We start from the raw sequence: 20,017 nt of genomic DNA on the forward strand, positions 1-20,017 counted from the left end.
ATACGAGCATCTTCAGGTCGTTTGGGTATATACACACCGTTTTAAACAAGCTTTGGCTTCATCTTCACTCATTAAGCCATGTTGCTGGAGCGTCATTAGAAAACTCTGAGAGTTCTGGTGCTTTTCCCTCACAATCTCGGCGACTTGTTGATAACCCATTTGAGGGACGAGCGCAGTGGCGAGAGCTGAAGAGTTCAAAAGGTTATTGAGCGATCGTTGGCTTTTTGCCTCAAGCCCAGACACGCACTTGGCGTCAAATCGGGTGCAAGCATTCGTCAATAAATTCAATGAATCAAATAGATGGGTAGTCATAACGGGTTCAAAGTGATTAATTTCCAACTGGCCATGTGACGCAGCCATTGAGATCGCAGCATCATTGCCAACAACAGAGAACCAGACTTGTTGCACCATCATTGGAATAACAGGATTTACCTTTCCAGGCATAATAGATGAGCCGGCCTGACACTCAGGCAAAGCAATTTCTCCTAACCCACCGGCATCGTCGGAACCGAGTAGCGTAAAATCGGTTGCTATTTTCCCAAGCGTCTCTGCGGTTATCCGAATTTCAGATGACAACCTAGCAATGTCATCAGCATTCTGCATGACATCAAAGTGCTCTTCTGCGGGCAAAATGTTCAAACCACTAATATTTGACAAATGCTGGTTAACCAGCGCCCGATAGCCGTTCAAAGAGCCAAACCCGGTTCCTATTGCGGTTCCGCCCAATGCGACAACGTTAAGGCCTTCCAATGCTAATTCAATACATTTTGCTCGACGGCGAACAACAGCAGCATATCCACTAAATGCTTGGCCAAGTGTCATAGGTTGGGCCGATTGGAGGCAGGTTCTACCGAGTCTCAACACTGAAGAAAACTCGTCCGCTTTACGTGAGAGGCTGTGGCTAAGTTTATTTAATGCATCAAGAAGCCTGGGCGCCTTTGTTAGTAGTGCAATATGAATCGCTGTTGGAATAACATCATTTGTTGATTGACTACAGTTCACATCATCGTTCGGGTGAAGATGTTGATACTCGCCTGGCTTGAAGCCCATCATTGCCAGACCTCTGTTTGCGATCACTTCATTCATATTCATATTTGTAGAGGTGCCACCTGAGCCTTCCAGCATATCGGTGATCAACCACTGGCAGTGTTTGCCTTTCGCTAACTCCTCGCACGCACGCGTGATCGCGTCACTTTTTTTCTCTGAAAGCGCGCCGAGCTGGTGGTTCGCTATGGCAGAAGCTTGCTTAACCAAGGCGAGTGCCCGCACATACTCAGGCTGGTCACCCAGAACAAGGGGAGAGACATCAAAATTTCTTTTTGCTCTGGCTGTATTTATGCCATACAGCGCGTCATGAGGAATTTCCACTGAGCCCAGACAGTCTGTTTCTATACGGGTTTTCTGCGTGTCTCCGCTCATGCCTATCTTCCTTCACTCATACCATGCTTCTCTAGGCGCCTGAAAAGCACAGAAAGACCAAAACAAATAACGAAATAAAAAGCTGCCGTTGTAAGCCAGGCTTCAAATATTGCCCGTGTCGTTGCGACCAATTCAGTGGTCTTATAGGCCAGTTCTTGAACTGCGATAAGAGAGACGAAAGCGCTGTTCTTGACCAATATGATTTGTTGGTTTGCCAACGGTGGCAGGATTTTCCTGAATGCTTGAGGCAGGATGATGTATCGCATTGACTGCATTCTCGTCATGCCGATAGAAGATGCTGCCTCATATTGTCCTTTCGGAACGGTTTGGATTCCTGTGCGAATGATTTCTCCGACAAATGCACTTTCAAACAAAGCCAGCACCAACACACCTGAAACCAACGAGGGAAAACGTCTCATATCTCCAAAGAAAACAGACCATATTTCGCTACTATCACCCCGGGCAATGCTCCTTGCCCAGCTTTCTATTTCCAAAGCTTGAACGATTTGCTCTGACAGGAAAAAATAGAAAACGAAAATGATCACAACTTGTGGAATATTTCTTAGAAGTTCCAAATAGGTCCTAGCCAGCATACTGACAACTTGATTTTTCGAGGTTCTAGCCAGGCCAAGACATATACCCATTAATAAGGCAAGAATACTGGAATAAAGGGTGAGCCTAAATGTTGTGATTAGCCCTTGGAGCAACAGGTTAGGTACCCAGGACTGGGTGTCCTCGTCGAAACGAATAATCCAGTTGGGTATGATAGACCAGTTCCACTTGTAGTTAAGTGTTTGGTCTACTTGTACCCAAACATAGTAGAAAAGTAAGCCGATCAGTAGGAGCAACAAATAGTTGCCCCAATGAAACCGAATGAGGGTTTTCCACCATTGTTTGAGTATTTCATTCATAAATACAGATTCCCGGTGGTTTTTCGCTAACTGACTCATTCAACCTGACCCGCCCAGTCCGTGGTGGTAAACCAGTAGTCATGGCGTTCTTTAAGGAAACCATTTCGGTGGTTAGCGGCTATCCAATTATTAAAGAAGTTCAATGCATCAGGATCCCCTTTCCTAAGAGCAAAAGCTTCAGCTGCTTTAGAGAAAACAGTATCAGTTGGGATAACAAGCGTTTCTGGGTTTTTGGCCACTTCGGTGGAAGGGAAGGGCTCTGATCCCATTGTTGCATGCGCTTTGCCATTTAATACTTCCTGCAGTGTTGCTGCTTCTTCGTCAAACTGGAGCAATTTTGCTTTTGGAAACAACACTTGAATTGTGTTGGCTGTCGTAGCTCCACGACGTGCGGAAAAAGTGACGTTTTCATTGTTAAAGTCTTCAATTGAAAACCCTTGAGTCATTACCTTGTTAGCAATGATTTTTAGGCCTGAATATGAGTAGGGATCAGAGAAATTAACAGTAAGGTTTCGTTCTGGTGTAATGGACATGCCTGAGATAATGACGTCGAATTTACCTGAGACGAGGGCGGGGATAATGCCATCCCAAGACACAGGAACAAACTCAGCTTCGACCCCCATATCTGTTGCAAGTTTGTTCGCAACATCAATCTCGAAACCGATGAGCTCACCTTTCTTGTCTCGCATTGACCAAGGCACGAAAAGCGATAAGCCTACTTTCATATATCCGCGTTTCTTTATTGATTCGATAACACTAGATTTAGCGATATCCTGTTGCGTGCCTCCAACTGCTGTAAACGATGCAGAAACCGTAAACACCATCAATAACAGAGCAAAAAGTTGTTTGAATATCCGATTCATAATTACTTCCTCACAGTGATAAATCCGTCTTTGATCAACTTTTTAAAGCAAAACGCTTCTCTACGACATGGAACATCGCCGAGAAGCTGAGCGTGATGACTAAGTAAATGGCTGCAATGGTGAACCAGACTTCAAAGCTCATGTATGTGTCTGATATAACGTTGCGACCTATGGTGGTTAGTTCAACGACGGCAATGACGCTTACGACCGCCGAGTTCTTAATAAGGTGTATAAGTTCGCCAGTGAGTGGAGGAATAACGAAAGAGACACTCTGAGGCAGGATAATGTATCGATACGTTTGAAATGGAGACATACCGATAGACTTTGCGCCTTCCCATTGGCCTTTTGGCACTGCTTCAATGGCTGAGCGGAGAATTTCAGAGATAAGGACGCCGTGAAAAACAGCAAGGCATGCGATGCCAGCAGCTTCGCGTTCCAGTGAAAATACTGGGCCAAATACGTAATAAAAGAGGTATAGCAATACCAGAATGGGTGTATTTCTCACCAGCTCCAGAATGGTAATTGATAGCGTTCTGCCAACGATGAGGTGGGATAGCCTCAGTGCCACTAGAACAATGGCAAAGGCACAGGCAATAAAGAAGGCAATAAAAGAGATTTTAAACGTGTTGAGCACGCCAATGGTAAACAACCCCAATTCGATAGTGCCGTTTTTTTCGGAGAAAAAGTACTGTGGAATGCGGTACCATTGCCAGTTGTACCCCATGGAAGAAGCACCAGCGACAACTAAATACCCCAGACCAAACATCACAGCGAGATAGATCATCCATGATATAGCGTTGTTCGTAAGTAGGTTTTTCGACATGACTTCCGCCTTCGCTTTCAGTGCTGGATGATCTGGCTTAAAAATTGTTGGCATCGTTGGTCGCGCGGTTGAGAGAAAAAGCTTTCCGCGTCGGCATATTCAATGATCTTCCCCTGATCCATAAACACCATGACATCAGCCACTGCACGGGCAAATCCCATTTCGTGGGTCACGCAGATCATTGTCATTCCGCTGTTTGCCAACTCGACCATAACGTCGAGAACTTCCGAAATCATTTCAGGGTCCAGCGCTGAAGTTGGCTCGTCAAAGAGCATGATGTCCGGCTCCATACAGAGTGAGCGAGCGATCGCTACACGTTGTTGTTGTCCCCCGGAGAGTTGGCCAGGATAGCGGTTAGCTTTTTCAGGGATATGGACTCTTTCAAGGTATTGGTGCGCCAGAGTAATAGCCTCTGATTCGGCCATTCCTTTGACTTTCACTGGACCTATAGTGAGATTTTCCAAAACAGTAAGGTGGGGAAACAGGTTAAATTGTTGAAAGACCATCCCGACATTTTTCCGAATCGTATTGATATTTTTGGTGTCGTCATTCAGCAATGTGCCATTGACACTAATGGTTCCCTCGCTATGTTCCTCTAAGCGGTTAATACAGCGAATCAGCGTGGATTTGCCAGAACCCGATGGACCACAGATAACAACACGCTGGCCACTTCTTACTGATAGGTTGATGTCTTTGAGTGCGTGAAACTTACCGTAATGCTTGTTCATTGCCTGGATATCAACCAGCAACTCATCACTTCCATTCATGAGAACCTCTCTAAGTACAGCTTGGATTTAGGGGGCTTATTTCATCGATACTTCATTTAGTTTTAGACCAATCAACTCATTATTTTGGCGTCTTACTAAGACAGTTGAGTATTCATCAGTACGGGAGAAGACAACCATGTAATCACCGACCAAATGCGAGTCTGCATGAATCACCCAAGGTGGTGTGTAGACGCCAAACCCCAGTGGAATAGTGAATCCGGAGAGTTCTATCGTGTCATTCGCTTTTTGTTTGCCTAAAATCAACGCGCCTCTGGCTAGGTTGTTAAGTGGCATATGGAAGTGCGGTCGGTTGTGAACTTCAAGGTAGGCGCCCGCGCCCAAATTTGGGTTCATCAGGTAGTCATCTACATATTTTTGTCCGATCGACGTAATTGTGACGGGCATAGCGCTGTCCCCATCAAATGTGATTTGCTCTCCCACGCGAACCAACCTACAGCCGAAATAGGCCAAATTCTCTTGCGTGGCGGTATTTACAGGAACATCTAGGTATTCATATTCATCAGGGAGATAAAACCTGCCATACCCCCCTAGAATATTGGCGGCTTTCTCACCTTCATCATGCAAAACAACCTGCTTCCATTGACCTGCAATAGTGCATTTTGACGGTTCTTTCACTGTGGTTGTTTTGATATTTTGCGTTAAATCTGTTGGTTCAAATCCACCGAGACCCAGCTGGTAACTGCGTGCTGGTTCGACAAAGCCAGTGATATTTTTTACACGCATGTAAGCGTCGTCATCGTTTCCTTTGCGATTAACCAGCAAGACTGGAATCTCATGTAGTAAGGGTTCCGGTAACTCTCTGAGGGATGCAAATACATCCAGAGTTAAATCAATCATTCCCACTCCCCAAAAAACCATATTGAAACAATCTGTTAACAATATTAACATTCGGTCGGTTCAATACCCTATCCTCAATATCTAATTCACTCATTAGGTTTAGCTAATACCCGATGAAACTTTTACCATCTCTACATACGTTGCAGGTCTTTGAGGCTGTGACAGAATATGACAGCTTTTCTAAGGCAGCTCAGTCACTTAATGTGAGCCAAGGCGCTATCAGCCAGCACATTCGATCATTGGAAGAAAGAGTGGGCTTTAAAGTCTTCTTTCGTGAGGGAAGAGGAGTCAAGTTAACGCCATCAGGTCGAAATCTACTCAATTCAGTGCAGTTGAACCTTGGTCAGATACAAAAAACCATTGAGGTGGAGCGAAGGAAACAGCATAAGAATGAACTAATAGTATCTATCTACCCAGGCTTTGGCGTGCGTTGGTTATTCCCTAGATTGGATGACTTTCGTAAGCAGTATCCAGACATCATTACGACCTTCAATATCATTAACCCGAGAGAGAATATTGAGGCACACTATTCTGATTGTAAATTTGAATACAGCCAGTCAGAACAAAACAAACTCTTCACCGAATCCATTTTCCCCGTATGCTCGCCAGAGTTTGCGCGCAGGCATTCCCTTCGTACCGGAATGAAAACGTCTCAACAAATCAAGGAAATGCTGAAGCTCCCCGTTGTATTTGACCGGGGGCCGTCTCATCTTGATGCGAATTGGCAATTGTGGTCTGAGGAGTTGGGTGTGATACCACCCGTCGACTATAAGCATTTTGACTCTCACGCCAATTTAACGCTCCAGTTAGCTGAGCAAGGTCAGGGTATTGCTATGGGGCGCACATGTTTGGTGATTGATGCTTTAAAGGAGGGGAAGTTGATTCCGCTATATCCTCCCGTGGTCAAAAACCCTTTTACTTACAAACTGGTGCGGGTAATCGCTGACAGCGACAATCCTACCTATGTCTTATTCCACCAGTGGCTTCATGATATAAGTAAAGAAATCAGCGACTTTGAGGTTAACCTCAGTAAGTTGGGAAAATGAGCCTCAAGTTAAACTTATAAAAAAGCCGACGCAGTGTGAACTGGCGTCGGCTTTTCTGTCAGAAGTCAGAGGGGTTATTCAGCTGCTGCTTCTGCATCTTCAGCTTGTTTTGCTTGAATCGCAGTCAGTGCAACGGTGTAAACGATGTCGTCTACCAGTGCGCCACGAGACAGGTCGTTAACAGGCTTACGCATACCTTGCAGCATTGGGCCGATTGAAACCAGATCCGCTGAACGCTGTACCGCTTTGTAAGTGGTGTTACCGGTGTTCAGGTCTGGGAATACGAATACGGTCGCTTTACCTGCTACTGGAGAGTTTGGCGCTTTAGAAGCAGCCACGTTTTCCATGATAGCGGCGTCGTACTGCAGAGGACCGTCGATCATCAGATCAGGACGTTTCTGCTGAGCAATCAGCGTTGCTTCACGTACTTTCTCAACGTCTGCACCCTGACCAGAAGTACCGGTAGAGTAAGAGATCATTGCTACGCGAGGCTCAATGCCGAATGCCGCTGCAGAATCTGCAGACTGGATAGCGATTTCAGCCAGTTGCTCTGCGTTTGGATCTGGGTTGATCGCACAGTCACCGTATACCAGAACCTGGTCAGGCAGCAGCATGAAGAACACAGAAGACACCAGAGAGGCGCTTGGCGCAGTCTTGATGATTTGTAGCGGTGGACGGATGGTGTTTGCTGTGGTGTGAACCGCACCAGATACCAGACCGTGTACTTCGTTCGCTTCCAACATCATAGTACCCAGTACTACGGTGTCTTCCAGTTGTTCACGCGCTACAACTTCGGTCATGCCTTTGTTCTTACGCAACTCAACCAGACGCGCAACGTATTGCTCACGTACTGCTTCAGGGTCGATGATGGTGACGCCAGAGCCCAGAGTCACGCCTTGCTGGTCAGCAACACGCTTGATTTCTTCTGGGTTACCCAGCAGCACACATTCCGCAATTTTACGCTCAGCACAGATGGCTGCCGCTTTAACGGTGCGTGGCTCGTCGCCTTCTGGCAGAACGATACGCTTAGCCGCTTTACGAGCCAGCTCAGTCAGCTGGTAACGGAATGCTGGTGGGCTCAGACGACGTGCACGTGCAGCGCCTTCAGACAGAGACTCAATCCAGTTGCCGTCAACGTGTGCTGCAACGTGGTTTTGAACGAACTCTACACGCTCTTTATCGTCAGCTGGAACTTCCAGGCTAAAGCTTTGCAGGTTCAGAGACGTCTGCCAGGTGTTACCCGCAGTGGTGAACACTGGCAGGCCAGCTTGGAATGCGCGCTCGCACAGACCGTTCAGCTGTTCTGGGATGCTATAGCCGCCAGTCAGCAGCAGGGCACCGATTTCCAGACCATTCATCGCAGCCAGACACGCTGCAACGATAACGTCAGGACGGTCAGCAGAAGTCACCAGCAGAGAGCCTGCGCGGAAGTGTTCAACCATGTTAGGGATTGAACGCGCACAGAAAGTGATGCTCTTGATACGACGGGTGTTGATTTCACCTTCGTTGATGATCTCAGCATTCAGGTGCTTCGCCAGATCGCTCGCACGTGTTGCAATCAGATCGATGCTCCAAGGCACACAACCCAGAACGCGGATTGGGCTGGAGTTAAAGATCTCCATCACTTCAACATTGCTGCCTTTCGCCGCATTGTTGTCGTCGAAGATGTCAGACAGATCAGGACGGGTACGACCTTGCTCATCAACCGGTGCGCCGTGTTTGTTGATCACAACGCCTGCGATGTTTGAGTTCTTGCTACCACCGAAGTTAGATACTGCAACTTCAATGCGCTCTTTCAGTTGCGCTGGGTTGTCAGTGCCCGGAGTGGTGATAAACACGATTTCCGCATCCAGCGTTTTCGCGATTTCGTAGTTAACCTGATTCGCAAAAGGATGGTTACGGGTAGGTACCAGACCTTCAATCAGCGCCACTTCTGCTTCAGCAGTTGCTTCTTTAAAGCGGGCGATGATTTCTTCCATCAGCACGTCAGTCTGATCGGTACGGATCAGCGCTTCAGCGTTTGCCATGGTCAGCGGCTCTGCCACTTTCATGTCGCTGTTTGCTTCGATGATGGTTGTTGTCAGGTCAGGCTGGTTATCGCCATGGCGAGGCTGGGCGATAGGCTTGAAAAATGAGACGCGAAGGCCCTTTTGTTCCATCGCACGCAGTACGCCCAGGCTAACGCTGGTCAGACCGACACCTGTGCCGATTGGAATGAGCATAATAGTACGGGACACGCTTGATTCCTCTTTACTATGTAGGGAGCAAAACCCACAGACGCGGGTTTTGTTAATAATTCAGTTTGGCAGATAGTCAGATAACTTTGCCAAATTGAAACGGCTGACCACATTGATCAGCCGCATGTTTGCATCAAATGGCGATTAGATTTCAGCCAGACGTGCAGTGTCTTGTGCGATAACCAGCTCTTCGTTGGTAGAGATAACCATTGCTGGAACACGGCTGCTATCAGTAGTGATAACGCCTTCGCCGCCGAAGCGAGCTTTAAGGTTGCGATCTTGGTCAACTTCAACACCCAGCAGAGCCAGACGGTTCAGAACCAGCTCACGGATTGGGCCAGAGTTCTCACCGATACCGCCAGTGAACACGATCGCGTCCAGACGGCCGTCCAGGCATGAAGTGTAGCTAGCAACGTATTTCGCCAGACGGTGACAGAACACGTCCATTGCGCGAGTTGCTTCTTCTTTCGCACCGTAGTTGTCTTCAACGAAACGGCAGTCAGAAGTCACTTCGGTCAGACCCATCAGGCCAGACTCTTTGGTCAGCATGCTGTTGATTTGCTCAACGCTGTAACCCAGTGCATCGTGCAGGTGGAAGATGATTGCTGGATCCAGGTCACCAGAACGGGTACCCATTACCAGACCTTCAAGAGGAGTCATACCCATAGAAGTGTCTACAGATTTACCGTTCTTGATTGCACACACAGATGCGCCGTTACCCAGGTGACAGTTGATGATGTTCAGTTCTTCAACTGGCTTATCAAGCTGTGCCGCTGCTTCTTGAGCGATGAAGTAGTGAGAAGTACCGTGCATGCCGTAACGACGGATACCGTGCTCTTTGTACAGCTTGTATGGCAGTGCGTACAGGAACGCTTCTTCAGGCATAGTTTGGTGGAACGCAGTGTCGAATACCGCGACGTTTTTCAGAGTAGGGAATGCTGCTTTCGCTGCTTCGATACCTACCAGGTGCGCAGGGTTGTGCAGAGGTGCGAAGCTAGAAGCGTCTTCGATACCTTTCAGTACTGAATCACAGATCAATGCAGATTTAGTGAACTGCTCGCCGCCGTGAACAACACGGTGACCGATTGCGCCCAGGTTTTCAGCCAGTTCTGGTTTAGAAGCCAGAATGGTTTCAACAATGAAGCTCAGTGCTTCTTTGTGTGCAGCACCTTCGCCCAGTTGAGCTTCGTGTTTGCCGTCCAATTTCCACTTAATGCGTGCTTCTGGCAGGTGCAGACATTCTGCTAGACCTGACAGGTGCTCATCACCTGATTGTGCGTCGATGATTGCGAATTTCAGCGAAGAGCTGCCGCAGTTAAGAACAAGAACCAGCTTAGACATTTGAGACTACCTATTCGTGTAAAGTAGGGGGTGTTTACTAATCGGAGAAGGATAGTTGATTAACATCACACTAACCGTCCCAGAAAAACTTTTAGCAAAATTTGTCGCGGAATAGATACATCGCTCATCAGTCCTTTGATAGATACCCACTGCGTCGCGCTCATCCTGTATTGTGTCACATGACTGGCCAATCCGATTTTCTGTCACATCAGTGATTGATGTTCGAAGAATTCACGTATTGGACCTTATGAAGCAACAAGATTTAAGCTTTAAGGTGTGACTGCTTCATTTTTTGAAACAGTTTTTTGCCTCACCGGTCAATATATCCGGGTACGCAACGAAAAACGCCAGACAGATTGTCCTACAGGCCCACCATCTTTGGTGTTTTGTTGCGCTGCCGGTCATCCATTTGGCGTTTCAGTGGTTGCGAGATAATCAAATCCGAGCAACAATTGATTTAGGTCGGCTAAGTCTAGCGATACTTGCGCCAGATAACAAAAATTTTTGAGTCTTAATTGATTTGAATTAATGTTTATCAACTTTATTTTAAAGCTTGCAGCAAGTTTTTAGCCGATGATACAGAGACATCGCTTAAGAGGTATGCGCCGTATGAGTAATAAATCAATGTGGAACGCATTCCGTGATGGTCAGAAGTACATGACGGAGTGGCCGGTTCGAAAAGAGCTGGCACCGATGTTCCCGGAAAACCGAGTGATCCGTGCAACCCAGTTTGCGATTAAAGTGATGCCTGCTGTGGCTGTCATCAGCGTGTTAATGCAGATGGCCTTCAATAACTACTCAGGTTTGCCGCAAGCCATGATAATGGCTTTGTTTGCACTGAGTTTGCCGCTGCAGGGTATGTGGTGGCTGGGGAAACGCCGCGAAACACAACTGCCACCTGCGCTGGCGGGTTGGTATCGCGAATTGCATGAGAAGATTGTCAGCGAAGGTGGCGCGGTTCAGCCAATGAAAAGCCGCCCACGATACAAAGAGCTGGCTCAAACCCTGAATCGCGCATTTAAACAGCTTGATAAGGCGTCGCTTGAGCGCTGGTTCTGATTAACATTTCTAAATAAAAAACGCCCCGGCTCACGTCGGGGCGTTTTTTTTCGCTGCTATCCAACGGAAAAGTCTAGTATCAAAAGTGAGAATGTTGTTTTTTTGTTAATTCTTACTTTGTCGAGAATTTGGATATTGCCTAGGTGGGGAGATAGCGATGAGAATTTATCACTGGTTTAGGGTGTCCTTGCTTTTAGCTTTAATTCTATTCGTTACCGGGTGCACTTCGGCGAGAGGATACAATTTTTTCGACAGTGTTTATCGGGCAGGCACCGACCCGATGACATGGGGAAATGCGCTTCTTGCCGGCGTGATAGTCGCTACCGATAGTGATGAGCGTATCTCCAAAGCAGCCGTTGAAAACAATTACCTTTTTGGCAGTGTGAAAGAGGCGGGAGAAGCCAGTGATGACTGGAGGGCGAATACTCGAATGTCCATGCACCTTTCCACGTTGCTGGTCGCCAGTGATTACAGTGCTTCCGGTCCGTTAGAGTTTTTTGAACGTAAGGCGCTTAGGGCGCTAGGAAACAATCTTAACGCCGGATTTGTAGCGACTACCACTGGGGACATTCAACTTGCAACAAAAAAAGCCCGACCAAATGGAGGATGTTGTGGGTTTCCCTCGGCGCATACCTCAAGAGCCTTTGCAACAGCACTGATCGCAAGGAGAAACTACCAACAGTCAATCCTGCACCCTGGCATACACAACACATTAACCCTCGCCACTTACCTGTCTGCTTATGCGACCGGGTGGGCGAGGGTTGAATCACAGGCTCATTATCCTTCACAGGTTTTGTGGGGGGCGGTGTATGGGAACTTTGTGTCTAGCCTCATCTACGACATGACAAACAGTATAGAACCAAACTTATTCACTTTTTTCTATCTCTCCTCTGATGAGATGATGGTGACATTCAACTATCAGTTTTGAATGAGAATCGGCCTAGTTAATCATCAGTACAGATCGCTTAATACCTCTTGCTTAGGCGTCAACTTGCTGCACTGTCCCGCTCTTTTTAACAGCAACAATAACTGATGATTTTTCCATTCTCCCATCGAGGAACTGTATCTACTGGCCATGAGAGCAGTGACTTCTTTTTCAATCTCCTTATTGAGAACTTCTGGTAGTGAAGAGCGATCCCAAAGCCTCAGTGCCGTTGCAACTTTCACAGCATCGTTTGAGATAACAGCAGTTCGCATGGCTTCTAACTCGGAAGGTGTCGTGTTGCTTTCTTGCCTATCAACGCTGGAGGGAAGGGGACCTTTTTTTCGTAGTAAAAGTACCAGAGTAATGATCCAAAGGAAGGCAAATAAACCGGATAGCCAAGGCCAAAAGCCTGCTTTGGTGAACATTGTTGTCTCATTTAACGGGCCATATGGTTGTAACGCAGTCTCATCATTGCCAGAAGCCACTGTCGGTGTTACGGCTGCTGCTGGTGCGTTCTTGCCAGATTTTACCGCGATAGACAAACCTTTCAGTTCACTGGTTTGAGGCTGTTCGGTCTGGGTATTGAACCAGTTTATGGAAAGTTCGGGTAGTTCAGTATCACCGACATCACGAGGAATGATCACCTGTTTTACCGTCATCACTGTGTATTCACCATCACGACTGTACTCAGTTTTATCTGTGTATACGCGTACATTTTGCGGGTAATTCAGCGAAAGATTCGGCATGGCACTTTGCTCGATATTCTTGATTTTTAATGTAATCTCACGGTTGATCGCTTCACCCACTTCTACCGAGAGTTGGCCATCAAGTGAGTCTGGCTGCCAACTTTGCGTTAGCTTCAGTGATGGCGTCGGTAGCCAAAGACCCTGATAGTCAGTCGGTTTGTCCAACACCTCCAGTGTCATTGACTCAGCTTCACGCTCAATAGGGAGTCCGAGTGAAGAGCCCCATCCATTACTTTTTACTTCTGTGCCGCTGAATACCGCGCCTTGGAGTTTGATACTTCCTGCTTTGGTTGGGGTGATTTGATATAAGCGGCTGATCACCAAATAGCGGCGACCATTAAGCACAGCTTCAGCCTGCACATCTTCACCAACTTGCTTCACGTCCAGTCCTTCTCCCTTTGGAGCTTGGAGTGTTGGGGAATCAAGTTGAATGCCAATCATCAAGCGAATGCGATAATTGAATGTTTCACCTATGTAGCCTTTGACGCGGTCGACAGTTGCTGTCAGTTTCACAGCATTCTCATCTTTTAAACTGTTTTTCTGACTGGCGTTGACGACTTGAATAGTGATGGGTTCAGTTTTCATTCCATCTACATCAAGGCTAGGTAGGGTGTAGGTACCCGTTTGTTTAGCGGCTACCGCCACTCGCCACTCTGTTTTCCGCGACATACTGCCGTTGATGACGGATGTGCTGTTACTGACACTGGGGCGACCGAAGATAAAATTCGCAGACAGAGGAGTGAGATCTAAAGTATCGCTGTCAACGCTGTCATCGACCGAAATAGTTAATTGAAACGCTTCACCTACGGGCACCACGTTTTGTGAGACGGTGGCGACCGCAGATGCCGCTACGGCAGCAGGGGCTACGATTACGAATAACAGGCTCAGCAGCATAAAAGGAATGCGAGTGAATCGGAGAGTGAATGAACCGGTTGTCTTTATCATTGCTCGATTACCATGAGTTTTCTGTTGGCGCGGGATTGTCTTTTTGACGCGCTTGCAAAATAAGTTGTGCGCGGATCAGGGCGGCAGTGTCATCAGGAACTTGCTCCAGTTTCTTCAGCACAGGGTGACCGGCTTCCAACCCATTTGAGCTTCCCTCGTTGTCTACAGAGGTTGCACCAAGGGCATTGCCTTCTTTATCGTTGCTCCCCTCGGATGCATCCTGTCCTTCTTTCTCACTTTGTTCATTGACAACACGAGATTCAGTACCCGCTGAGTCTCCACCCTTTTTATTGGTAGAGGTACTGGCCTGCGGAGATCCAGCCTCTTTTTCTGAGTTTTGGTCTGTTGACGCGTTGCTATTCTGAGAGGGCACATTAGCGTCGCCCTGCTGACCCTGCTGACCCTGCTGACCCTGCTGACCCTGCTGACCCTGCTGACCCTGCTGACCCTGCTGACCCTGCTGACCCTGCTGACCCTGCTGAGTTTGACCGGATTGTCCGTCTTGCGACTGGCTATCCTGAGCGTCAGAATATCCTTGCTGTCCTTGCTGTCCTTGCTGTCCTTGCTGTCCTTGCTGTCCTTGCTGTCCTTGCTGGCTTTGTTGGTCTTCACTGCCCTGTTGCTCTTGAGAAGATTGGTTGCCATCGTTTTGCTGTTGCTGTTGCTGTTGCTGTTGCTGTTGCTGTTGCTGTTGCTGTTGCTGTTGCTGTTGCTGTTGCTGTTGCTGTTGCTGTTGCTGTTGCTGTTGCTGTTGCAGCGCCTTGTCAACAATATCCAGATTATGTTTGGCGTCGGCATAGTCAGGATTGGACTTCAGCAGGGAACGGTAGGTTTCCGCTGCCTTTTCAAGTTCGCCCGCCTTAGCGTAGGCGTTGCCAAGGTTGTATCGTGAGGTGGGATCGGTCAAAGCAGAGAGGGAATCGATGGCCCCGTTGTAATCCCCCGCACGGTATTGGGCAATACCCTTCCACGCCTGAGACTCAAAGGCGTCTGCTGCATTTTGGTAGTCTTCTGCCTCAAACTGCTCATACCCTTGCTGGTCTTTGGTTTTGAACGCCGCTGCTTCAGCGCTATGCGGAACCGGTACCAGCATTAACATGGCAATCAACACAATACCGCGTCGAAAACTCAGCAGCGTCAAAGCGACGATCGGCAGCAGTAGCCAGTAGCCATCGTTGATACGCTCTTCAATGGTTTTTTCTCCTTTTCCAGCTTTGCTTGACAAGGGTTTGGCAGTGAAGGCTACAAGATTATCCACGTCCTGGTTGGTCGGTTGCCAGCGTTGTAATAAGCCACCTGTGGCGCGAGTGAGATAGGAAAGGGGAGCCAACTCCATTTTTGCAATCACAGTGCGTCCATTTTGCTCAATCAAGGCGCCATCTGGTAGTGGAATGGGAGCACCTTCCTGGGTGCCTATCGCCAGCACAGAAACGCGATACTGGCTACCCGCCAACACCTTGAGGGATTGCGCTGCCTCTTTGTTACTCAAGCCATCCGTCAACAAAACAATGTCGCCTTCAGCGATGGCGGCTTGACGCAACAAATCGACCGCCTGCTGAATCCCAGCGACTGCGTGACTACCAGGGAAGGGCATGATTGCAGGAGACAGATTCGGGATCAGGTTTTTCAGCGTCGCAGCATCCTCTGTCAGCGGACTGACGATGTAACCGTCACCAGCATAAGTGACCAGGCCCGTGCTGCCTTCTTTCCAGCCGGGCAGCATATCGAGGGCCTTAAAACGCGCCTGAGCCAAGCGGCTTGGTGCAATATCAGTGGCATACATAGAGCGCGACATGTCCATCACCAATACCCGTGCACCGGCAAGGTTCACCGCTGGTAATTCCGTTTTTTGCCAGCTTGGACCTGCCAATGAAACGATGGTCAAAAGCCACCCAAATGCCAGCAGAAATAAAGGCCAGCGTTTGGCTCGTTGTCGGCCAGCGTTTGGCTGAGTGGAAAGAAGACTGGCCAGATGCGGGGCGATCAGTCCGGACGCGTGTGCCTTTCCTTTCAACCAAGGCAGTAAAAACACCAGTGGCAGTGCTGCTAGCAACCACTGGGGATGCATAAAGGTAAACTCAGCCATGACGTTTCCTCATCACTGCCACCACGGCAGAAAAGAACAGCGCCAAGGCTAAGGGGTAGCGAAACAGCTCATCTCTTGGGCGCCACGTTTGCTCTACCGCAAAAATAGGCTCTAACTGATCGATGATTTGATAGATTTTCTCCAGCTCCTCAGGGTTGCGTGCACGAAAATACTCGCCGCCGGTCATCTTGGCGATTTGGGTCAGGGTGCGCTCGTCCAACTCCTGAGAAGGGTTGATGATACGAGAGCCAAACAGGCTACGCTGACGGATCTGGTCTGCGCCGACACCAATGGTGTAGATGGTGACGTCATACTCTTTGGCGAGTTTTGCCGCTTCAATTGGGTCTATCACCCCAGCGGTATTTGCGCCATCACTGAGCAATATAATCACCCGCTGCGGCGCTTTGCTGTCGATAAAGGTTTTAGTGGCAACCCCCAGACCTTCGCCAATGGCGGTCTGTTTCCCAACCAGGCCGAGTACAGCGCGGCTCAGTTGTTGCGCCACAGTGTTTCTGTCTAGAGTTAATGGGGTCTGCAAGTAGCCATGATCAGCAAACAGCACCAAGCCAAGCCTGTCACCTTCCCTCTTACCGATAAAATCAGACAATACGTGTTTGACCGCATCGAGACGATTAATTGTGCCACCACTCGGCAGTAGCATGTCTTCCATTTCCATCGAGCCGGAAAGGTCGACGGCCAACATCATATCTCGGTGCTCGGGCTGGATTTGGATAGGGTCGCCATACCAGACAGGGCGAGCTAAAGCCCCAGTCAGGCTTAGCCAAAGCAGAGCCATCAGAAAAAACCGCAAGCGGCTTCCGGTTTGTTTGCTGCCCAGTCCCTGTGGCAGTTTGGGCAAGTGAATCGCCGCCGGACGGGGTATAGGACGCACAAAGCGCCAGACGAGCCAGGGCAGCGGCAATAATGCGAATGCCCACCACCAGACAAACTCAAACATGGTGGCCCTCCTTCTTCAATAACGAGAGCGCAGAAGGAGTGTTGGCTGGAATGGCTGTTTTCAGCCAGCGTGTCGCAAGCGATTTTGCACGAACCAGATCAGATTCACCGCAAGGAACATTGGAAAATGTGCCTTTTTGCCAAAGTTCGGATTCAGCAACAAAGCCTTGTTCGGGCAAAGGTAACTGATTGTCGAGAAAAACCAGCCAGCGTTCACCGGTCAGACCGGCAACCTGTTCCCTGGGGTAATAGCTTAACGCAGCGCGTTTGAGCAAGGCATTGATGTCAGAAACAGAACGCACTTCGTTCAAGGCGGCGAGTGCTTCTTTACGGGCGGCAAGGCGGTAGTTTCGCATACGCAGCCAATAGACAACGAGCAGTAGCGCGATAAATACGGCGGCAATTACCAACCACCATCCCCACGCCAGCGGCCAGATCCCAGGCGCTTGTTGGAGATGTATGTCTGCCAGAGGCAATGCAGGTGTAGAGACACTGTTTGCCATGGTTAATGCATCGCTTTCATTGATGTGGTTCCAAGTTGCTTTAGCAAAGGTTCTGCGGCGGTAAGGCTGTGAAGCGGAATAGCGAGTGAACGCGCCATCTCGGCAATAAAACCTTGCTGTTGTTGGTACTGGTTTGCCAGACCATCACGCGTATTTTTAGCTGAAAAGTCGAGCCAGGCAGTTTGCGTATTGTCCGCCACCAGTTCATGCCCGCGATAATCGGTTTGTCCCTGCTCCAGCGGGTCATATACCCGTACAAACTGGATGCGGTTGTGTTGGCGAAGCTGGCTCAGGCGGCGTTTATCCACCAAGGTCAGCGCGTAAAAGTCGCTGATGATGACGATATCACTGCCTTTTGGGCACAGGTGATGCAGATGACGCAATGCCCCCTGCCACTCGCCGTTGTCCGAAGGGATAGCGTCAGCCGCCAGCATTTCCTCATGCGCTTCCATCAGAGTATGGATGAGACGAAGTGGCCCTTGTTGACGGGCTGTGGGCTTGCATTCGCGCAGACGGATACCGTTATAAATCACCGCCCCGATGCGGTCTTGCTGGCTGATGGCCAGCCAGGAAAGCAGACTGGCGAAATGGGCCGCCTGCACAGATTTAAGCATTAGCTGAGAACCAAACTTCATACTGGCGCTGAGATCAATCATCAGCATTACGGGTTGTTCACGTTCTTCTGTAAACAGCTTGGTGTGGGTTTTTCCGGTGCGGGCTGTTACCCGCCAGTCGATGGCACGGATATCGTCCCCCGCTTGATAGGGGCGCACTTCCGAAAAGTTCATCCCACGACCTTTATGGCGACTGGTATGCTGGCCGTTAAGTTGTGACCAGACACTGAGTGCCGGAGGCAACCAACGCACAGCCTGCTGGCGGTAATGAAGCAGTTCAGCTAACGACACATTGACGCCATCACTGTGTGGTGGCAGCTCAATCTGCTGCTTGGTCATACGCTGGCGACCTGCTCGATAAGGTGAGTGACCACAGCATCGGCGGCAATGCCTTCAGCTTGTGCTTCATAGCTCAACAAGAGGCGGTGGCGCAGCACAGGGTAAGCCATGGCTTGCACATCTTCCGGTGTCACAAAGTCACGGCCTGCGAGCCAAGCATAGGCTCGGGCGCAGCGATCCAGGGCCAGTGTTGCACGGGGAGATACCCCCATCTGCAACCAGCTTGCAAGCTTATCGCTGTATCGCTCAGGTTGGCGGGTCGCCATGATAAGGCGAATGATGTACTTCTCTACTTCTTCAGCCATGTGAATATTCAGCACGGCTTTTCGCGCATCAAAAATGCTTTCTTGCTTGAGGTGAACAGGCTCGGCTTTTTCGATACCCTGCGCTTCACCACGGTTAAGACGCAGAATTTCCAGCTCACTGCCTTCGTCTGGGTATTCGACATTCAGCTGCAGTAAGAAGCGGTCGAGCTGGGCTTCCGGCAGCGGGTAAGTGCCTTCCTGCTCAATCGGGTTTTGGGTCGCCATGACCAAAAACAGCGCAGGCAGCGGGTAGGTTTTACGCCCTGCGGTGATTTGTTTTTCGGCCATCGCTTCGAGCATTGCGGCCTGAACTTTCGCCGGTGCCCGGTTAATCTCGTCAGCCAGCAGCAGAGAGTTAAAAATCGGCCCCGGCTGGAAGGTGAATTCGCCGGTTTCCGGGCGGAAAATATCGGTACCAGTCAGGTCAGCAGGCAGCAAATCCGGCGTAAACTGGATGCGGTGGAAATCACCTTCAATGCAGTCTGACAGCATTTTGACCGCTCGGGTTTTCGCGAGCCCCGGCGGGCCTTCAACCAGAATGTGACCATCGGCCAACAGCGCGATAAGAAGTTGTTTTACCAACTCGGGTTGACCAATAACCTGGCTTTGCAGATAGGTATTAAGGCGTTGAAATGTCTCCGCTAACATAGCTAAATGTATCCCTGAACCTGACAAAAAATAGAGATGACCCTATGACAGCAATTTGACAATAGGGTTCCGCCCTTTTACGTGGTGCTTGTATTGCTCTCTTTCAAGGTTTAAGAGTACGCCCTGTGGGGAATGTGGTGAAGTTTTAGCGCATTTTTTGCGTAAAAAGCGCAAGGGTTTCACTGTCTGTAACAGTGCGCCAAAGGTTATTTTCAGCCAATGACAATCCAGGGAGGATCCCCGATTAATGGCCAAGCCACCTCCATAATACTCATGTCTCCCCTGGCGCCCATCACATCAAATCTCGACTCCCAGACGATCTAGTTTGCAGATCTGAGCCCCTTTAAACCGTCAACGTATCGCCGGGAAGAACACCTCAAAGCTCAATGCATTTTCATCACAAACACCAATTGACGATGCGGAAAAGGACAGCCTTATGGTAATAAGTGCTAAGGAAATTATTTTTAATACTCTTATTATCGATTGTTTTATTTGTATTTAGTCGGCCCTGAATTACAAATAAGACACTGATCTATTTGATGATCTCATCGATCTTCCTACCCTCATATTGCAAGCTTTTTAAGCCTCCCCTTCCAAAACCTTGCAATTTGGGTGATGAAAATGA

17 protein-coding genes are annotated in these 20,017 nt (G+C 48.8%); 3 read left to right on the forward strand and 14 right to left on the reverse strand.

Translation table 11 applies throughout. The annotated features are described in order from the left end of the window. Positions 1 to 12 precede the first annotated feature (12 nt). From GMA8713_RS15810 to GMA8713_RS15835, 6 genes are read right to left on the reverse strand one after another with little or no spacing between them, the layout of a single operon-like run. Positions 13 to 1,419 (reverse strand): aspartate ammonia-lyase, encoded by a 1,407-nt coding sequence (locus GMA8713_RS15810; protein WP_062712002.1) that lies wholly within the window; start codon positions 1,417 to 1,419, stop codon positions 13 to 15. 2 nt (positions 1,420 to 1,421) lie between these two features. Then, entirely contained in the window at positions 1,422 to 2,369 is a 948-nt protein-coding gene (locus GMA8713_RS15815) for an amino acid ABC transporter permease (RefSeq protein ID WP_198159527.1), read from the reverse strand. Beyond that, a complete protein-coding gene (locus GMA8713_RS15820; protein WP_062712005.1) occupies positions 2,366 to 3,193 on the reverse strand; it encodes a transporter substrate-binding domain-containing protein in 828 nt (275 codons plus the stop codon). Before GMA8713_RS15820 ends, GMA8713_RS15815 begins: the two co-directional genes overlap by 4 nt. Before the next feature lie 34 nt (positions 3,194 to 3,227). Continuing rightward, positions 3,228 to 4,070 carry an amino acid ABC transporter permease gene (locus GMA8713_RS15825; protein ID WP_157515644.1) on the reverse strand — a complete coding sequence of 281 codons (843 nt, stop codon included), beginning with the start codon at positions 4,068 to 4,070 and terminating at the stop codon, positions 3,228 to 3,230. Then, positions 4,034 to 4,783 carry an amino acid ABC transporter ATP-binding protein gene (locus GMA8713_RS15830; protein WP_062712006.1) on the reverse strand — a complete coding sequence of 250 codons (750 nt, stop codon included), beginning with the start codon at positions 4,781 to 4,783 and terminating at the stop codon, positions 4,034 to 4,036. The genes GMA8713_RS15825 and GMA8713_RS15830 overlap by 37 nt, the downstream gene beginning before the upstream one ends. Before the next feature lie 36 nt (positions 4,784 to 4,819). Then, positions 4,820 to 5,641: a hypothetical protein gene (locus GMA8713_RS15835; RefSeq protein ID WP_062712009.1), complete on the reverse strand. Its 822-nt coding sequence runs from the start codon at positions 5,639 to 5,641 to the stop codon at positions 4,820 to 4,822. Positions 5,642 to 5,754: 113 nt separating this feature from the next. On the opposite strand from GMA8713_RS15835, the gene GMA8713_RS15840 reads away from it, so the two are divergent. Continuing rightward, positions 5,755 to 6,687, forward strand: a complete 933-nt coding sequence (locus GMA8713_RS15840; RefSeq protein WP_062712012.1) for a LysR family transcriptional regulator — start codon at positions 5,755 to 5,757, stop codon at positions 6,685 to 6,687. A gap of 74 nt (positions 6,688 to 6,761) precedes the next feature. Here the strand turns inward: GMA8713_RS15840 and pta are convergent, their stop codons facing one another. Both pta and GMA8713_RS15850 read right to left on the reverse strand, forming a co-directional pair. Continuing rightward, the gene (gene pta / locus GMA8713_RS15845) at positions 6,762 to 8,909 is read right to left on the reverse strand and encodes a phosphate acetyltransferase (protein WP_062712015.1); all 2,148 of its coding nucleotides are present in this window, start codon (positions 8,907 to 8,909) and stop codon (positions 6,762 to 6,764) included. Positions 8,910 to 9,068: 159 nt separating this feature from the next. Continuing rightward, on the reverse strand, positions 9,069 to 10,265 hold the full coding sequence (locus tag GMA8713_RS15850) for an acetate kinase (RefSeq protein ID WP_062712018.1): 1,197 nt from the start codon (positions 10,263 to 10,265) through the stop codon (positions 9,069 to 9,071). Positions 10,266 to 10,874: 609 nt separating this feature from the next. Between GMA8713_RS15850 and yfbV the strand changes: the two genes are divergently transcribed. After that, positions 10,875 to 11,324 (forward strand): terminus macrodomain insulation protein YfbV, encoded by a 450-nt coding sequence (gene yfbV, locus GMA8713_RS15855; protein ID WP_062712052.1) that lies wholly within the window; start codon positions 10,875 to 10,877, stop codon positions 11,322 to 11,324. A 280-nt stretch (positions 11,325 to 11,604) separates the two neighbouring features. Then, on the forward strand, positions 11,605 to 12,252 hold the full coding sequence (locus GMA8713_RS15860; protein ID WP_198159528.1) for a phosphatase PAP2 family protein: 648 nt from the start codon (positions 11,605 to 11,607) through the stop codon (positions 12,250 to 12,252). 23 nt (positions 12,253 to 12,275) lie between these two features. On the opposite strand, the gene GMA8713_RS15865 is transcribed toward GMA8713_RS15860, so the two are convergent. The 6 genes from GMA8713_RS15865 to GMA8713_RS15890 are packed head-to-tail and all read right to left on the reverse strand — an operon-like array spanning position 12,276 to position 19,392. After that, entirely contained in the window at positions 12,276 to 13,940 is a 1,665-nt protein-coding gene (locus tag GMA8713_RS15865; RefSeq protein WP_084387756.1) for a BatD family protein, read from the reverse strand. A gap of 7 nt (positions 13,941 to 13,947) precedes the next feature. Next, positions 13,948 to 16,026 carry a VWA domain-containing protein gene (locus tag GMA8713_RS15870; protein ID WP_062712023.1) on the reverse strand — a complete coding sequence of 693 codons (2,079 nt, stop codon included), beginning with the start codon at positions 16,024 to 16,026 and terminating at the stop codon, positions 13,948 to 13,950. Beyond that, a complete protein-coding gene (locus GMA8713_RS15875; RefSeq protein ID WP_062712026.1) occupies positions 16,019 to 16,984 on the reverse strand; it encodes a vWA domain-containing protein in 966 nt (321 codons plus the stop codon). Before GMA8713_RS15875 ends, GMA8713_RS15870 begins: the two co-directional genes overlap by 8 nt. Continuing rightward, positions 16,977 to 17,486, reverse strand: a complete 510-nt coding sequence (locus tag GMA8713_RS15880; protein WP_062712031.1) for a DUF4381 domain-containing protein — start codon at positions 17,484 to 17,486, stop codon at positions 16,977 to 16,979. Before GMA8713_RS15880 ends, GMA8713_RS15875 begins: the two co-directional genes overlap by 8 nt. Before the next feature lie 2 nt (positions 17,487 to 17,488). Beyond that, entirely contained in the window at positions 17,489 to 18,439 is a 951-nt protein-coding gene (locus tag GMA8713_RS15885) for a DUF58 domain-containing protein (protein WP_062712036.1), read from the reverse strand. Continuing rightward, positions 18,436 to 19,392, reverse strand: coding sequence for an AAA family ATPase (locus GMA8713_RS15890; protein ID WP_062712039.1), 957 nt, complete (start codon positions 19,390 to 19,392; stop codon positions 18,436 to 18,438). The genes GMA8713_RS15885 and GMA8713_RS15890 overlap by 4 nt, the downstream gene beginning before the upstream one ends. Positions 19,393 to 20,017 lie beyond the last annotated feature (625 nt).

Source organism: Grimontia marina, assembly GCF_900060185.1.
GTDB lineage: Bacteria > Pseudomonadota > Gammaproteobacteria > Enterobacterales > Vibrionaceae > Enterovibrio > Enterovibrio marinus.

Bases quoted from the DNA above. Each gene is read 5' to 3' on its own strand.
- GMA8713_RS15810 (WP_062712002.1), bottom strand. From the start codon at position 1,419: ATGAGCGGAGACACGCAGAAAACCCGTATAGAAACAGACTGTCTGGGC.
- GMA8713_RS15815 (WP_198159527.1), bottom strand. From the start codon at position 2,369: ATGAGTCAGTTAGCGAAAAACCACCGGGAATCTGTATTTATGAATGAA.
- GMA8713_RS15820 (WP_062712005.1), bottom strand. From the start codon at position 3,193: ATGAATCGGATATTCAAACAACTTTTTGCTCTGTTATTGATGGTGTTT.
- GMA8713_RS15825 (WP_157515644.1), bottom strand. From the start codon at position 4,070: ATGCCAACAATTTTTAAGCCAGATCATCCAGCACTGAAAGCGAAGGCG.
- GMA8713_RS15830 (WP_062712006.1), bottom strand. From the start codon at position 4,783: ATGAATGGAAGTGATGAGTTGCTGGTTGATATCCAGGCAATGAACAAG.
- GMA8713_RS15835 (WP_062712009.1), bottom strand. From the start codon at position 5,641: ATGATTGATTTAACTCTGGATGTATTTGCATCCCTCAGAGAGTTACCG.
- GMA8713_RS15840 (WP_062712012.1), top strand. From the start codon at position 5,755: ATGAAACTTTTACCATCTCTACATACGTTGCAGGTCTTTGAGGCTGTG.
- pta (WP_062712015.1), bottom strand. From the start codon at position 8,909: ATGCTCATTCCAATCGGCACAGGTGTCGGTCTGACCAGCGTTAGCCTG.
- GMA8713_RS15850 (WP_062712018.1), bottom strand. From the start codon at position 10,265: ATGTCTAAGCTGGTTCTTGTTCTTAACTGCGGCAGCTCTTCGCTGAAA.
- yfbV (WP_062712052.1), top strand. From the start codon at position 10,875: ATGAGTAATAAATCAATGTGGAACGCATTCCGTGATGGTCAGAAGTAC.
- GMA8713_RS15860 (WP_198159528.1), top strand. From the start codon at position 11,605: ATGACATGGGGAAATGCGCTTCTTGCCGGCGTGATAGTCGCTACCGAT.
- GMA8713_RS15865 (WP_084387756.1), bottom strand. From the start codon at position 13,940: ATGATAAAGACAACCGGTTCATTCACTCTCCGATTCACTCGCATTCCT.
- GMA8713_RS15870 (WP_062712023.1), bottom strand. From the start codon at position 16,026: ATGGCTGAGTTTACCTTTATGCATCCCCAGTGGTTGCTAGCAGCACTG.
- GMA8713_RS15875 (WP_062712026.1), bottom strand. From the start codon at position 16,984: ATGTTTGAGTTTGTCTGGTGGTGGGCATTCGCATTATTGCCGCTGCCC.
- GMA8713_RS15880 (WP_062712031.1), bottom strand. From the start codon at position 17,486: ATGGCAAACAGTGTCTCTACACCTGCATTGCCTCTGGCAGACATACAT.
- GMA8713_RS15885 (WP_062712036.1), bottom strand. From the start codon at position 18,439: ATGACCAAGCAGCAGATTGAGCTGCCACCACACAGTGATGGCGTCAAT.
- GMA8713_RS15890 (WP_062712039.1), bottom strand. From the start codon at position 19,392: ATGTTAGCGGAGACATTTCAACGCCTTAATACCTATCTGCAAAGCCAG.